Source organism: Mycolicibacterium iranicum, assembly GCF_014190915.1.
In the GTDB taxonomy this organism is placed as follows: domain Bacteria; phylum Actinomycetota; class Actinomycetes; order Mycobacteriales; family Mycobacteriaceae; genus Mycobacterium; species Mycobacterium iranicum_B.
The window spans coordinates 285,214-301,009 of sequence record NZ_JACHVU010000005.1 but is presented as its reverse complement, the minus strand read 5'-3'; the positions used below and the strand labels follow the sequence as shown (position 1 = coordinate 301,009).

Annotated in this window: 11 protein-coding genes; 4 read left to right on the top strand and 7 right to left on the bottom strand. The window is 66.2% G+C overall.

What is annotated here, in order from left to right; translation table 11 throughout:
- The 6 genes from FHR72_RS14385 to FHR72_RS14360 form a co-directional block, all read right to left on the bottom strand.
- Complete coding sequence (locus tag FHR72_RS14385) at nucleotides 1-882, bottom strand: ABC transporter permease (RefSeq protein WP_183469071.1); 882 nt, start codon at nucleotides 880-882, stop codon at nucleotides 1-3.
- Nucleotides 882-1,727 (bottom strand): ABC transporter ATP-binding protein, encoded by an 846-nt coding sequence (locus FHR72_RS14380; protein ID WP_183469069.1) that lies wholly within the window; start codon nucleotides 1,725-1,727, stop codon nucleotides 882-884. Before FHR72_RS14380 ends, FHR72_RS14385 begins: the two co-directional genes overlap by 1 nt.
- Nucleotides 1,724-7,267, bottom strand: a complete 5,544-nt coding sequence (locus FHR72_RS14375; RefSeq protein ID WP_260156032.1) for a type I polyketide synthase — start codon at nucleotides 7,265-7,267, stop codon at nucleotides 1,724-1,726. Before FHR72_RS14375 ends, FHR72_RS14380 begins: the two co-directional genes overlap by 4 nt.
- Nucleotides 7,268-7,281: 14 nt before the next feature.
- Nucleotides 7,282-9,024 (bottom strand): NAD(P)/FAD-dependent oxidoreductase, encoded by a 1,743-nt coding sequence (locus tag FHR72_RS14370; protein WP_183469065.1) that lies wholly within the window; start codon nucleotides 9,022-9,024, stop codon nucleotides 7,282-7,284.
- A gap of 304 nt (nucleotides 9,025-9,328) precedes the next feature.
- Nucleotides 9,329-9,652: a heme-binding protein gene (locus FHR72_RS14365; RefSeq protein ID WP_183469063.1), complete on the bottom strand. Its 324-nt coding sequence runs from the start codon at nucleotides 9,650-9,652 to the stop codon at nucleotides 9,329-9,331.
- Nucleotides 9,653-9,678: 26 nt separating this feature from the next.
- Entirely contained in the window at nucleotides 9,679-10,047 is a 369-nt protein-coding gene (locus FHR72_RS14360; protein ID WP_183469156.1) for a hypothetical protein, read from the bottom strand.
- Nucleotides 10,048-10,254: 207 nt separating this feature from the next.
- Here FHR72_RS14360 and FHR72_RS14355 point away from each other — a divergent pair, with 207 nt between their 5' ends.
- The 4 genes from FHR72_RS14355 to FHR72_RS14340 are packed head-to-tail and all read left to right on the top strand — an operon-like array spanning nucleotide 10,255 to nucleotide 13,538.
- Nucleotides 10,255-10,776, top strand: a complete 522-nt coding sequence (locus FHR72_RS14355; RefSeq protein WP_183469154.1) for a hypothetical protein — start codon at nucleotides 10,255-10,257, stop codon at nucleotides 10,774-10,776.
- Between the two features lie 4 nt (nucleotides 10,777-10,780).
- Nucleotides 10,781-11,185: a YybH family protein gene (locus FHR72_RS14350; RefSeq protein ID WP_183469061.1), complete on the top strand. Its 405-nt coding sequence runs from the start codon at nucleotides 10,781-10,783 to the stop codon at nucleotides 11,183-11,185.
- Complete coding sequence (locus tag FHR72_RS14345; RefSeq protein WP_183469059.1) at nucleotides 11,182-12,519, top strand: Dyp-type peroxidase; 1,338 nt, start codon at nucleotides 11,182-11,184, stop codon at nucleotides 12,517-12,519. The genes FHR72_RS14350 and FHR72_RS14345 overlap by 4 nt, the downstream gene beginning before the upstream one ends.
- On the top strand, nucleotides 12,516-13,538 hold the full coding sequence (locus FHR72_RS14340) for a hypothetical protein (RefSeq protein WP_183469057.1): 1,023 nt from the start codon (nucleotides 12,516-12,518) through the stop codon (nucleotides 13,536-13,538). Before FHR72_RS14345 ends, FHR72_RS14340 begins: the two co-directional genes overlap by 4 nt.
- Here FHR72_RS14340 and FHR72_RS14335 read toward each other — a convergent pair.
- Nucleotides 13,525-15,723: a winged helix-turn-helix domain-containing protein gene (locus FHR72_RS14335; RefSeq protein WP_183469054.1), complete on the bottom strand. Its 2,199-nt coding sequence runs from the start codon at nucleotides 15,721-15,723 to the stop codon at nucleotides 13,525-13,527. The two genes, FHR72_RS14340 and FHR72_RS14335, sit on opposite strands and share 14 nt — an antisense overlap.
- Nucleotides 15,724-15,796 lie beyond the last annotated feature (73 nt).

Below are 15,796 nucleotides of genomic sequence, written 5' to 3'. Positions count from 1 at the left end.
TCAGCTCCTGTCCGACCAGCGGAAGACATACAGACACGCGACCAGCCCACCGACGCTCCATGCGGCGAGCACCAGGAATATCCGGCCGTGCTCCCAGCTGCCGGCGGGTTCGAAGGCCATCATCTGCGGGGGTAGCAGCACCGACCGGAAGCCCTGGGCCATCCACTTGACCGGGAAGAGCGAGCCGATGATCAACATCCAGGTCGGCAGGACCATCAACGGGACGTAGGTGCCCGAGACGAACTGCAGCCCGACGGCCGGTCCGTTGGTCAGCACGGCTGCCGACACGGCGTTTCCGGCGTAGTTGCTGACGAGGATGCCCAGCAGCGAGCAACTGAGAATGCCGAGGAGGAACACCCACGTCAGCGTGAACCATCCGGACAGCGAGGTGGGCAGGTGCAGCCCGAAGACCGTGACGCCCAGCGCCAGGATGATCACGGCCTCGGCGACACTGGCGATGGCGACAAGCATGATCTTGCCGATGAAGTAGGACGACGCGGTGGCGGGGGTGCCGCGAAGACGGCGCAGCGCACCGGTTTCACGGTCGGCGGCGATACCGATGCCGAGATTGATGAACGACGTCGACAGGATGCCGTAGGCGAGCATGCTCGCTGCGATGATGGCGCCCGTACTGGTCTGGGTGCCCGGCACGTCGGCGGAGAAGATGGAGCCCAGGAGCAGACAGATGATGGCGGGCATCGAGAACGTCAACGCCAATTGCTCGGGACGCCGGTAGAACATCTTGAGTTCGGGCACCACCCGCGAGAAACCGATGCGGACCGCGGACGGCAGTTGCTTTTCCGCTGCCCTGTCCGCATCTGATTGCGTGCGGCGTGCGCGGTGTTTCGAGGTGTCGGTCGCCGGTGTCGATTCGATCGCCATCACGTTCGTCCGATCAACTGGAGGTAGGCGTCCTCAAGGGTGGGCCGGGTGACGGTGAGGCCGACCAGCTCCGAACCGTCCGCCGATTGCCGTCGGATGAACTCGGTCGGATGGTCGGTCTCCTGCACATGCGGCACACCGTCTTCCATCCAGCGCACGGTGGCGGCGGTGTTCACGTGTGCTGTCAGCCGGACCGGGGAATCGACCGCTGCAACCCGGCCGTCGGTGATGACCGCGACCCGGTCTGCCAGGGCGGCCGCCTCCTCGAGGTAGTGGGTCGTGAGGACGATCGTGGTGCCGTCGTCGGCGAGTACCCGGATCAGGTCCCAGAACTGTCTGCGGGCCTCCGGATCGAAACCCGTTGTCGGTTCGTCCAGGAACAGCAGTTCGGGCTTGGCGATGATGCCCAGTGCGACGTCGAGGCGGCGGCGCTGACCCCCGGACAATGTCCTCACTCTCGACGACGAGGTCGACTGCAGCCCGACCAGTTCGAGGAGCTCCTCGGGGGCGCGGGCCTTTCCGTAGCATCTGGCGAACATCCGGACGGTCTCCAGCACGGTCAGCATCCCGAAATCGTTGCTTTCCTGCAGCACGATGCCGATCCTCGCGCGCCACGCGCGGCCCGCCGATTGCGGATCGTCGCCCAGGACGTGCACCTGTCCCGCATCACGTTTGCGGTGGCCTTCGAGGATCTCGATGGTCGTGGACTTGCCTGCTCCGTTGGGGCCCAGAATCGCGAAGATCTCGCCGTAGGCGACATCGAGATCGAGTTGGCGTACCGCGCGCCGTCGGCCGTAGCTCTTCGACAGACCGCGCACACTGACCGCGTGGCCGGCCGATGTCACGGGGACGTCTCCCCGGCACCGGTTGCGCCGTCGGTCTCCAGTTCGCCGAGTAGCGAAAGGAGTTCGGCGTCCGAGAGCCCCTGCATGAGGTGGTCGACGTCGTCGTTCCCGACGGGCGGCGCCGGTTCGGCGTCGTCGGTGGCCGGAACGTGACCATGGATCGAATGCAACTCGGCCAGAATGCGATCCGCCAGCGAGTTCACGCTGACGCCCTTCAGGATCTCCAGCACAGGCAGGTCGATCGAGAACATCATGTTGATCCGCACCCGGAATTCCATCGCCATCATGGAATCCAGCCCGATGTCCTCCAGGAGGACGTCGGACGCGAAATCGTCCTCGCCGCAGTCGAACACAGTGGCGATCAGAGTGCGGATGTGCTCGGCGACCACAGTCGGCCTGTCGGTTTCGGGGGTGGCGGCCAGTATCGCCAGCACGGAGCCGGCGGAGTCGGTGTCGGTGGGTGTCTTCTCCGACGTCTGCAGGTCGGAGAACATGAGCGGAAGGTGCGCCCCGAGGCCCGCCTGGCGCGCCCGGTTCCAGTCGGCGGTGATGGCGACGACAGCCGGGACATTCTGGTTGATCAGCCGGTCGAGGATCCGCACTCCCACGGCGGGGCTGATCAGATCGATGCCCCTCTGCGCGTACATCCTCTCCAGCCCGAGTTCTTCGACCATGCCGACCGACCAGGGGCCCCACCCGATGGTGAGTGCCGGCAGCCCCGCGGCACGGCGACGGTGGGCGAACGCGTCGAGGAAGGCGTTGGCGGCGGCGTAGTTGCCTTGGCCCGGCGAGGCGATCGTGGATCCCGCGGACCCGAACATGACGAAGAATTCCAGGTCGTGACCGGCAAAGGCATTGTGCAACACCTTGGTTCCGGTGATCTTCGGTTCCGTCACAGCCGCGAAGTCATCTTCGCTCATGTTCACCATCAGCTGGTCGTGCACCGAGCCGGCGGCGTGGATGAGACCGCGGATCGGCCTGCCGCCGTTGCGTTCGTGGTCGCGCAGCCAGGCCTCGACCTGCCCGGCATCGGTGATGTCGACGCTGCGGACCGCGACCGTGGCGCCGAGTTGTTCGACGGCACGGATGGTGTCGACGGTCGCCCGGCGTGGGTCGTCCGCACCGAGCGTCGACCAGCAGTCTCTCTGCGGCAGAGGGCGTCTGCTCAACAACACGAGGTGCCGGGCCCCTCGCTCGACGAGATAGGTGGCCGTCACCCGACCCAGAGCGCCGGCACCGCCGGTCACGACATACGCCGCGTCGGGGGTCAGCTTGGTGGGGAAAGGCTGGGTGAGGTGGTCGCAGGGGCGCAGCCGGGGCACGAAGGTCGTCGCGCCGCGGATCGCGATCTGGTCTTCGGATTCGTCGTCGAGGACGTGACGGCAGATGCGGGCGACCGTCTCTGCCGGGTCGTCCGCCGTGTCGATGTCGATGAGCCCACCCCAGTATTCGGCGAGTTCTTGATGTCCGATCACGCGCCCGAGACCCCAGAGGGCAGCTTGGTCGACGTCACGCACGACTGTTCCGGCTGCCGGCTGGGTGTTCGAGGTGACGAAGTACATGAGCGGTTTGACCGTGTCGTTCTCGGCGAGCGTCTTGACCAGTCGCAGCACCGTGAAGGCGCCGAGGTGGTCGTCGGTTTCCCGCCCGGTGATGTCGAGGGGCCAGCAGTCGATGATGCCGGCGAGATCGCGTTCGTCGTCGAGATGTGCGGTGATCAGCTGCGCGGTCTGCTCAGGCCGTCGGGGGTCCATCAGCCAGCCGTCGCCGGTCTCGGTCAGCGCCTCGACGGGCCGGTGCCGCACAGTGCGGGCGCGCTGACCGTGCCGACGCAGTTCGTCTGCCAGTAGCCGGCCCACCGCGGACTCATCGTCGAGGATGAGCCAGGACCGTTCGTCGGCGAACGGCTCGCGCTCGTCGTGGACGTCGTCATCCATGGCGCACCACTGGACTTCGAGTATCCCTCTGTCGATCCGGTCCGGTGACATGCGTGACGAGGTGGCCAGCGACTGGACGGTGAACCCGTCGAGCACGGCGAGCAGGTTACCCTCCCGGTCGCTGATCGTGAGGTTGCACTCCACCTGTTCGGCTGTCGCCGCCACCACGTCGGCGCGTACCGTCATGCGCTCTTCGGGCCGGCCGTAGATGGCGCACCGACGGATGCGCGTCGGCAGGTAGGGATCGCCGGCTTCCTCCTGCCCGAGAAACGGTGCGCCGAAGAGCGTTTGGAAGGCACCGTCGATCAGCGCGGGGTGGAAGTGGTAGTCACCGATCTCCTCGGTGAGGCTCTGGGGGACGCCGAGATCGGCGACCGCCCAGTCGTGCCCCGCCGTGACACCGGTCACCGGGCGGAACGCGGCGCCGTAGTCGAATCCCAGAGCTTCCGTGCGAGCGTAGAACTCGTCACCACTGAGAGAGGCGACCGCGTCGTCGACCGCCACATCCCTTCGTGTCGGTTGTGCGGGGAGGACGTTCAGTTCGGCGGTGGCGGTGATCGTCCACTTCAGGTCGCCGTCGGAGTTCGCGGTGAAGGCCGCGAACTCGAGGGTGCCGTCGTCCTCGTTGAGGGTGGTTCGAAGGAGGGGGTCGCAGGTGTCGTCGAGGATGACGGCGCGATGCAGGACGAGATTGTCCACACTGTGGTTCGACCCGTAGGTCTCCCGGGCCGCGGCCAGTGCCATCTCGATGTACACGGCCCCCGGCACGACGACGCTTCCCTGCACCCGATGGTCGGCGAGGAACGGGTTGAGGACAGTGCTCAGTTCGGCTTCCCACGTCGGATGGATGGCACTGACCACCTGCCCCAAAAGGGGGTGCACCGGCTTGTAGAAGAGAAGTTCCGTGGCCTCTTGGGTGTCGTTCCAGTACCGCTTGTTCTGCCACGGGTAGGACGGAAGCTTGAGCAGACGGGCGTGCTGCACCGGCTGCACGGCTTCCCACGACACGTCGTGACCGTGGCAGTGCAGTTCCCCGACCGATTCGAGGAAGGTGCGCACATCGTCGTGCTGGCGGCGCTGTGTTGCCGTCACGGAAATCCGTTGCTGTCCCGCGGTTTCGAACATCGATGCGGTCAGTACGGGATGTGGCCCCAGTTCGAGGAAATGGGTGTAGCCGTCGTCGAGCATCCGGCGCAGGGCCGGCTCGAAGAGCACCGTGGCCCGCGTGTTCTGCCACCAGTACGCTGCGCCCGCCTCGTAGCGTTCGAGCCGCTCACCGGTCACGGTCGAATACAGCGGAACAGCGGCAACTTCCGAAGACAGGCCGTCGAACGCCGCCAGCAGGTCGTCCTTCACCGCGTCCATGAAATGCGTGTGGTAGGGCACGTTTCCGGCCAGGTACCGGTTGAAGATTCCTGCGGCGTCGAGTTGCCGCACGATGTCGTCGAGGACGGCGCCGTCGCCGGCGAGGGTGACCGCCGACGGGCTGTTGATGGCGGCCACCGACACCAGCTGTCCGATCTCGGTCAGCGCGTCCCCGGTCAGCGTGTTCATCAGTGACTCGGTGTCCACACCGACAGCCAGCATCCGGCCTTGGCCGCTCGTTCGCTGCTGGAGTCTGCTGCGGTGATAGATCACTTCGACGGCGCGCTCGAAGCTGAGCAGTCCGGCGAGGTGATGAGCGGCGACTTCGCCCGCGCTGTGGCCGATCACGGCGTCGGGGACGATGCCGTAGTGAGCGAGCTGCTCGGCCAGGGCGATCTGGACCGCGAAGTTCGCGGGCTGGGCGATCTGGGTCTCCGCCATCCGGGATGCGGATTCGTCACGCCGCAGTTCCTCGATCAGGGACCAGTCGGCGTGGCGGGCCAGTTCACGATCGGTGCGCGCGATGCTCTCGGCGAAGACGGGAAAGGTGTCGAGCAGTCCACGGCACATCCGCCACCACTGAGGTCCCATGCCGGTACACACGAACGCGAGCCTGGGCGCGCCGGTCACGGTGCGGGTCGTGGCCACCCGCCCACCGTCGGCGAGCGCCCGAAGCTCTTGTCGCGCCTGATCGATGGTGTCGGCGAGCACGGTGTGGCGGTGGCTGAGGTGGGTGCGGCGCCGGCCGAGAGTGTAGGCCAGCGACGGCAGCGAGATACCGGGGTCGGCCTCGAGATGGTCGGCCAACTGCCGCGCGGTTGCGACGAGCGCGTCGTCGCTGCGCGCCGAGATGGGTAGCAGCGTCGGCACCATCGCGTCGGGTTCAGAACGGTCGGTGCGTTCGGGACGGGGGTGAGCATCGTAGGCGGGCGGCTCGGCAAGCACCACGTGCGCGTTCGTACCGCCGAAGCCGAAAGAGTTGACGCCCACAATGCGGCGGTGCCGTTCGGGGAACGGCCTTCCGTTGCCCGAGATGTCGATGTGCAGGTCCGGTAGGGAGACGTGTCGTGTGGGGTTCTGGAAGTGCACGTTGGCCGGGATGTAGCCGTTCTTGGCAACCAGAGCCGCCTTGATCAGCCCCGCCACTCCTGCGCCGGCCTCGAGGTGGCCGATGTTCGTCTTGACCGACCCGACGATGAGAGGGTTGTCCGCGGAGCGGTCGGCGGTCAAAGCGGCGGCGAGCGCACGCAGTTCGATGGGGTCGCCGAGCGCCGTTCCCGTGCCGTGGGCTTCGACATAGCCGACGTCGGCCGGATTGACGTTCGCCCGCCTCAGTGCCGTTCGGATCGCCGCGTGCTGTGCGTCCTCCCGCGGTACCGTGATGCCGTCGGTATGGCCGTCCTGCGACACCGCGGTGCCCAGAATCTGGGCGTAGATCTCGTCCCGGTCGCGCAGCGCGTGGGACAAGGGCTTGAGAACGACCACCGCACCGCCTTCGCCGCGCGCATAGCCGTCGGCGGAGTCGTCGAACGCCTTGGACCGCCCCTCCGGGCTCAGGAAGCCGCTCTTCGATTCGGCGATCGCGGTGTTCGGGCCGACCATGATGTTGACTCCGCCGACGAGGGCGAGGTCGCACTCGCCACCCCAGATGCTCTGCGCTGCCAGGTGCACGGCGACCAGCGAGCTCGAACAGGCGGTGTCGACGGACATGCTGGGCCCGCGGAAATCGAACGCATGCGAGATGCGGTTCGCCAGCATCGTCATCATCATGCCGGTGGCCGAATGGGCCTTGAACCGGTAGCGGCTGGTGCGGCCCTGATTCTGCAGCAGCTGATAGTCCAGCGTGAAGCCGCCGACGAACACTCCCACGTCGGTGCCCGCGAGCCGATCCGCGGGAATGCCGGCATCCTCGAGAGCTTCCCAGGTGGCCTGCAGGAGAAGGCGTTGCTGCGGATCGAGTGAATGGGCTTCACGGGGTGAGATCCCGAAGAACTGAGGATCGAACTGGTCGATCTCGCTGAGGAATCCGCCTCTCTTCGTGACCACCTTGCCGATCTTGGACGTCTTCGGATCGTGGAATCGCGCTGCGTGCCAACGTGTCTCCGGAACCTCACGGGTGGCATCGGTCCCGTCGCACAGCAACGCCCACAGACGCTCCGCGGAGTCGACGTCACCGGGCAGGCGACAACCGACCCCGACGATGGCCAAAGGTTCGTGACTGCTGTCCTCGTCACGCATGCGCATCTCCCTGGTCAGAACGGTGCCGGCGCACAGGCGACAGGAACGATCCAGCCGCTGCTGACGGGGTTGATTGCCTGTTCGCGACGGTAGACCGACCGCAGCTCACGCAGCAGCGAATCCCGTTGCCACGCCTGCACCTGGTGCATGACATCGTCGTCCCCGAACATCGATGACTTCTCCGCGACGACGGTATCGACGAGTTGCCCGGCGAGCTGGCGCAGTAGCCGTGCATTGGCGGAGAACTGTTCGGCGAAGTCGGGGCTGTGGCCGATCATCGCCGTGTGCAACGTGACCATGAAATTGAGCGGTGCGTACAGGTCGACGAAGTCGGCTGAGGCCGTGCCCTTCTCGATGGCCGCCCACTCGCGGAAGAAGCGCTGCACGCGATTGCTCAGGTCGATGAGCCCCTGGAGGTACGGCACGAAATCAGGATCGTCGGCGATACGGACGAACCGGTCGTTCATGTAGAGCAGACCGATGAAGCCCCAGTAGAACGCGACGTCCCAGATCACCTTGGCCGTCATGACCGCCGGATTGCCCATCAGCACGTACTGGTCCTGGTAGATGGCCAGCCACATGTCGGTCAGGGACCGGAAGAGGGTGTCGCTGATCTGGGAGCGCGCAACCACGTCCTCGCCGTCGAGTTCGCGGGTGATCATGTCGGTGATCAGGCCGTTTCCGATGGCCACCAGGTCAAGACCCGACGAGTACAGCGGGTCCAGGAAAACGCCGGCGTCCCCGGTCAGACACCATCGAGCACGGCCGTCGAAGACTTTCGACGCGCCGTGGCTGTATTTCTTCATGACGCGAAAGTCGCGGATGAGCGCGCGGTTCTCCGCCAGGATGGCGGCGCACTGCGGCTCGTGCTCGCGGAGCCACGCCATGGCCTTGTCGAGAGTATTGAAGTCGTCAAAGGCATGGAAAGCGGGATCGGCCACGATGCCGACACTGGTGGCACCCGATGCGAGACGGATGAGCCAGACCCAGTAGCCCTCGCCCATCAAATGATTCGTCGACATGGCCCGGTCACCCTCGACGAGGCGGCTGTGGAATCCCGGGTCGTCGCTCCATCGGTTGACATCGATCTCTGTCGCGACCCGCAACCATGCAGCGTTGCAGTGGTGCCCGTTGACCTTCTTCAGATCGAGCTGCCGTGGAAGCAGTCGGTTGCGGCCCGACGCATCGACCACCCACCGTGCCGTCGTCGCGGTGACGACGTCGTCCACCTGATAGTTGACGGCGTGGGTGACCGCGTCGGCGCCGAGTTCGACCGAGCGGACCCGGCCGCAGACCAGATCGATACCCTCCGACCTGCAGCGGTCGTAGAGTTCGTTCTCCAGCCGGCCGCGGTCGATCTGGTAGGTCACCTGCGGCACGAACGAGGAACCGCCCAGTTCCATGCGTCGGGCGATGTCGTCGTTTCCGTTGTTCGAGAAGAACATTCGCAGACCCATCTTGCGAAGCTGCGACGAGCTCAGATGGTCGCCGAGTCCGATGCGATCGCGCAGATAGTGCGCCGAGACCTCGACGGTCGACTCCCCCACCGTGTGGGTGATCTCCTCGATGGGATGAGCGTTGGGCTCGATGACAAGGATCCGGGTCTCCGGGCGGGCCCGGCGGATCTGCAATGCCAGCGTCATCGCGGCGGTGCCTCCGCCGACGACGGTGACATCGTGATCGGCGGTCGGGGCGGGGTCGGCAGTCAAACGGGATTTGATGCGTTGGGCAAGAGCCGCCCGAGCTTCGGGACTCATCTGTGCCACCTGCGCGCGCACGTTCACGTGCTACCTCCTCGAGACGTGTCCACGACGTACCCAGCGGCTCGACCGGTCAGCAGGCAGCCAAGGACCCGGCCTCGACATGGGCTTCCCCAACCCAACCACACGCATGGGGCGGGAGCCCGCCTGAGTGATTACCGATTCCTGACGTATACGGAAGCGTCAGTAATACCGGCGGCTGACCTCGGGTAACGCGAGGCCGCGACGACCCCCGCCCCGAACCCGCGGCGGGCATCGGACAGCGGCTTCGGGCGATCGAGGTCCGCGGCGAGGCAGCGATTCAGCCGCAGCGATTCCGGAAATCCTTCATGGGTTGACGGATCCCTCGAAGTTCGGCCTGAACCTGGGGGTTGGCCGACATGAACGCCTCCAGCGCAGCACGCCGCTCCTCCGGCGACTTACCTTTGAGCGTGGAGAAGAAATCGTTGACCGGCGGGTGGGTGTAGAGATACGCCGACGTTGCTGCCATGACACCGGTCATGACCCCCGTGAGGTCTGCGGACGAGCAATTCGCCGGTGCAGGCTGAGCATGCGCAGGCGTCGCCGTGTGCAGCGCCGCACAGGCAACCACCGCCGCCACCGATGCAAGGATGTACCGCGACATTTATTGCTCCTCAATGAATTCCGTTGTCAACGCCGTCCACCCCCGCGACCTCCGCCGCCGAGACCACCGCCGGGCCTACCTGGGCCGCCCGGTCCGCCGATGACCGGACCGCCGGGGCCACCGGGGCCACCGATCCCCGGGCGACCGGGGTCGAGGTCGACATCGACATCGATGCCCCACCACTCGTCGCAGTCATACCAGTTGATGTCGCACGGGTACGGCACGTACGGTCCGGTCGAGCCGACCGGACCGGTACCGGAGTTCGTTCCGCGCACGTCCCCTTGCGAACAGATCGTGGTAGCCCCCGCGGTGGTGCAATCGGCGACGACCGGTGGCGCCACCGCGACCGCGGTCGACACCACCGCCAGCAGAACGAGCAACGTCACCAGTCGCATCACAGACCCCTACCTCTTCCATGCCCGAAGCTAAAGCGGTCCTCCGCGCAGAACATCCCCCAGAAGGGGTGAAAGCCGGAGCCCGGGCGCAGCTCGACGCCCTTCCCCCAGTTCGGGGGACGACACGATCGCGGGGTGGCCATACGCTGCGGTTTCGGGAGGCTGTTGACCGTGGTAGACGAACAAGATTGGTCCGAGCCGGCGGCGATGGCGATACCGCCAAGCGGATATTTCGAACTCGAACGCGGCCGCTATGGCCCCGTGTTCCCCCGCACGCCCGCCTGCTACGGCTTCTCGATCATCGCCAAGGTGAAAGACGGTCGCGAACAGGTGGTGCGGGAGTACGGGAAGCAGATCGAGGCGGCTGTCGCGGGCAGTCCCGATGTGCTTGCTCCGTTGCGCTTGCACTATCTGCGGTGGATTCTCTTCGACGTCGGGTCCGGACTGCATTTCCAATATCAAGGCATCTTCGACACCGATTTCGACAAGTACACCGAGGACGCGGTCCGCCTGTTCAGCGAGACAGGGATCACCACGGTCTTCACACACCTCGTCGGATTTCCCGAGGATTGGAAGACGAACCCCGAGGCCTTCATCGAATTCGTTCGCGCGCACCAGGTTCCGAGCTTCCTTGAATACGGCGAGTACCCGTTTGTCACGAGTGAGGAGATCAAGAAGGCGCTGCGGCTGAAGGCGGCGTTCTCCACCATGCTGGACCAGATGCAGTGACACCGTGGGCACGACTGATCCTCTAGCGGAGGTACACCGCTATATCCACGCCTTCAACGACGGCGATGCGGCCGGTATGGCCGCTGTCTTCGACACCGACGGGATCATTCTGGACGGCATGGCGCCCCATGTGTGGACCGGCCCGTCCGCCGCACAGGACTGGTACCGCGATGTCCTGATCGAGGCCGGACACCACCGCGCCTCGGGCTACACGGTGACGCTGGCCGAGCCGCTGCACTGCGATATCACCGGAGACACCGCCTATCTGGTCGTCCCGGCGACGATGACCTTCGACCTCAGCGGTACCACAGTGACCCAGACAGGTGCGTTCTTCACCGTCGCCCTGCGCTCGCACGCAGAGCGCTGGCGGATCGCCGCGTGGGCGTGGACCAAAGGGAAGCAACTGTGACACCGGCACTCACCGAGCTGGAGCTGTCCGACATCCAGCACATCCTTCTGACCCGGACGCCTGCCTTGACCGGTCGCTACGAGTTCCTGACCTTCGACACCCCGGAAGGGGGCCGGGCGTGGGTCAGCGCACTTCTCGACAAGGTTCAGTCCGCGGCCGACGCCCACCGCACGATGGACAGCTCCGACCGCTGGGTGACCCTGGCATTCACCTGGACCGGCCTGCGGGCACTCGGGGTGCCGGAGGAGTCACTGGCGACCTTCCCCGGGGCCTTTCGCGAGGGCATGGCGGCGCGGGCAGAAATTCTCGGTGACACCGGGGCGGCTGCGCCGCAACACTGGCTCGATGGTCTCGCCGGTGACGACGTCCACGCCATCGCAATCCTGTTCTCGCGAACCGAGGAGCAGAATCGCACGTCGATCGCCAATCACGACGCGCTCCTGGCTCGTACCGACGGCGTGCGCAGCCTCTCCCACCTCGACCTCAACGCCACACCTCCGTTCAACTTCGCCCACGATCACTTCGGGTTTCGGGACCGGTTGTCGCAGCCGGTGATGAAGGGTTCGGGCGAAGATCCCACCCCCGGTTCCGGAGCTGCGCTCGAGCCGGGGGAGTTCATTCTCGGATACCCCGACGAGGACGGACCCGTCGTCGATCTCCCTCAGCCACTTGCGCTGGCACGCAACGGTAGCTACATGGCCTACCGACGGCTCGAGGAACATGTCGGGCTGTTCCGGGACTACCTGCGCGATAACTCTGCGTCGGCAGACGAGGAGGAACTGCTCGCCGCGAAGTTCATGGGGCGTTGGCGCAGCGGTGCACCTCTGGTCCTCTCCCCCGACAAGGACGACCCGGAGCTCGGCGCCGACCCGATGCGCAACAACGACTTCAATTACAAGGAGATGGATCCGTTCGGGTACGCGTGTCCGCTGGGCTCACATGCACGCCGGCTCAATCCCCGCGATACCGCGCACTACATGAATCGGCGCAGGATGATTCGCCGGGGTGCGACCTACGGTCCGGCGCTTCCGGACGGGGCACCCGACGACGGCGTCGAACGCGGTATCGCGGCATTCATCATCTGCGCCAGCTTGGTGCGCCAGTTCGAGTTCGCGCAGAACGTGTGGATCAACGACAGAACGTTTCACGAGCTGGACAACGAACACGACCCGATAGCCGGAACCCAGGACGGCACCCTCGACTTCACCGTGCCGAAACGCCCCATACGCAAGGTGTACAAGGGCATTCCAGCGTTCACCACGCTGCGCGGTGGCGCCTACTTCTTCCTGCCGGGCATCTCTGCGCTCCGCTATCTGGCCGGTGAACTCCGGTGAGCGCCCGCCCGGCTCGTACCTACAACCAGGACCACTGCGCGCGGCCCCGGAACGGAAACCGCCGCGTGAGCATCTACTGGACGTGGAGTTACCCCTGGGAGGCGCAGAGGGATCCGGCGGCGATGTCGAACCGGTTCTCGACCGTGACCGAGGTCCGTAACGTCGCCTACCCCGCATACGAGACACCCGAATTCGATGCCGCGAACTTCCTCCAGGGCATCGCGGGAACGCTGGAGCTGTTCCATCGATCGACGCTGTCATTCCAGGACCTGGTCGCCGAACAGACCGGTCATCCGGTCGCGGTGTTCCAGCGTGTCGATCAGGCCGGCTATCCACAGCCCATCGACGAGCGCATCCTCGCCGACACCGACACGCTGATGGTGTTCGGCCTCGACCACCTCAACTCAGGACTGGAGGCCGACCGGGAGGAAGTCGAGGCGCTGCGAGAGTGGCTCCGCCATGAGGGCCGCTGCCTGGTCCTGGCGCCCCACCACGACGTCGGGTTCACCGACGACCTCGGTCAACGGCAGGTGGAGTACGAACACCACGGAGATCGATTGGTACCCCGCATGCAACGGTTCAGCCGCTACACCCGGTCTCTGATGCGTGGTTTGGGCGTACCGGTGCACAACATCTGGGGGTTGAGGCCGGCGGTACTGCCCGGCACACGAAACCCCGTCGACCTCAGGGCGTTTCGCGACATCGACGAACTCGGACTGTTGCACGATGTGTCGTCACTGAGCTTTCACCAACACCTCCCCCACTACGAGCTGACGGCGCCCGAAGGCGCGTCGCTCCGCGTGCTGGCCTGTCAACCCGTGGACCTGGAACGTCCCCACCCGTTCACCGCCGCAGGCGAGACCGAGTTCAACGCGATCATCTGGATGCCGCCGGACGGGGAGCGGGCCGGCGACATCGTGCTCGTCGACTCGACCCACTTCACCACGCTCTTCGGCGGCACGGACAGCCTGCGCGCCCTGTGGCGGAATCTCGTGCGGCTGCCGCTCACTCGGGGATGAGACCAACCCGTCTCGCCTCGGCGACGGCCTCAGCTCGCGACGAGACACCGAGCTTCCGATAGATCGACGTCGCCTGGCTCTTGGCGGTTTCACGGCCGATCACAAGGATTTCGGCGATCTTCTGCAGGGACAGGTGCGAGGCCAGATGCGGGAGCAGGCGCAGTTCGGCCGAGGACAACGGCCGCGCGCCGCCGGCGGCCATCGCTTTGACGCGCTCGACACGTTGGACCAGCGCGACGGCCTCCGGCTCTCGTTCGGCCGCGCGTTCGGCAGCTGCCAGGTGCTTGGAAAGCAGCGAAGAATCCTGGATCGCCACCGCCGTCCACGCCAGCAGACCGTGCCCGAGCAGAGCCGTCCGAGCGGACAACTGACCGAGCCGGTCGAGCAGCGTCTGCGCCACGACCACCGCCCGCTGCGCCGTCGCAGTATCGCCTACGCGCGCCGCCATGACCGCGCTCGTGGAGTACACGACGATCATGGGCACCACATCGCACAGGTCGTACTTGTCGACGAGCGAGGCGGCTTCGTCACTGCGCTGGATGGCCGCGGCATCGTCGCCGGCGGCGAGGTCGAGGAGCGCCAGATGGGCCAGCGCCGCAGCCTGGAATCCGGGGAGGTCGGCAGTCACCGGCAGGGCCGACTCGAGCAGTACCCGGGCCTGAGTAATCCTGCCGCACATCGCCTCAGCCGCGCCCTTCATCACCGTGGCCGCTCCCCACCACGGGTTCACGAGGTTGTCGCCGGCGGCTCGGACGACATCGGCGTGGCGGATCACCTCACCGACTCCGCCTGTTCCGACCAGGGAGCTGACAAGTGCCACCGCGACCGGCACCGACGGAGTCCCGTCTGACAGTGCCCGACCGTGATCGCTGCGCAACGCCAGCATGAGCGACCGCTGGATCAATTCGGCGTCGGCCATCGTCACCCCGAACCACGCCCGCGCGACGGAAGCGTCCGGATGTTCGACGAATGTCCGCGCGTCCAACATGTCCAGACGACGGGCCAGAACTCCGGCACGGCCGTCGAATCCCAACCGGACTGCTTCGCGGTTCACCAACGCCGCAGCACGCGCCCGGTCGCCCGCGTCGACGGCATGCAGCAATGCTTCGTCGATATCTCCCTCGCGTTCGAGTAGGTCCGCCGCACGGGCTGCCAGTTCCCGGAAACGCCCCGGCATCGAATTGCGCAACCGGGCGCACAGCACATCCCCGAAAAGGTGATGGTAGCGGTGCCAGCAGTGCTGCTGATCGAGGCAGACGAGGAACGGGTTGCCCGATGCCGACATGGACTCCAGCATTCCGGCGGAATCGTCCCGGCCGAGGACGGCATCGAGGTGCTCGGCCGTGAAACGTTCCAGCACAGACGATTCGATGAGAAATGTCGCCGCATCCGGCTCGAGCCGGTCGAGGACCTCCTCCAGAACGTAGTCGACGACGAGGTTGTTGCTGCCGGCGAGCGCCCCGACGGCGGCGCCGTCGCGCAACGCCATCGCGGTCAGGACGACGCCGGCCGCCCATCCCTCACACAGTTCGACGACCGCGGTCACGGTGGCGGGGTCGTGGGCCCCACTCACCGATTCCAGTGCAGCGGCCGCTTCGTCAGCCGAAAAGCGCAGCATCTCCTGGTCGATCTCGACGATGCTCCGCTGCAGGCGGCGACGTCCCATGTTCAATGGCAGCGCATATCGGCCCAGCAGAGCCACGGTCAGTGTCGCCGGTGCCGCGTCGACGAGCGCGCGCAGCGTGTTGATGGACTCGGGGCGGGTGAGCTTGTGCACGTCGTCGAGGAGCAGGACCAGCGGCCCACTGCCCTCCAGCAGCCGGGCTACGGCCGGCAGCAGGTGGGTGGCGGGAAGGCGACCCGGGGCACCGAGGTAGCGGAGGACGTCATGGTCCGGATTCCGCAGGCGCACCACCGCGGTCGCGATATGGAGCATCAGGTGGTTGGGGTCGTCGTCGAGGTGATCGATGCGTAACCAGGCGAACGCTCGGTCATCCTCGTCATCCCAGAGGGCTGCGGCGGTCGTCTTGCCGTAGCCGGCGGGCGCACTCATGACGACGAGGTCTCCGCCCTCCGCGGCCTTGAGGTGCCGCCCGACCTCCGGGCGCGGGATGACGCGACCGGCGATCCTCGGCCGGCCTACCGTGGCGGCCGGGATTATCGGCCGCCAGTCGCCCGCCACCACGCCAAGACCATAGTTCGTTTTCTGGCTGACCGGTCTGCTTCTGCAGAACTTGGTGCGGACGCGAATCGCGCGC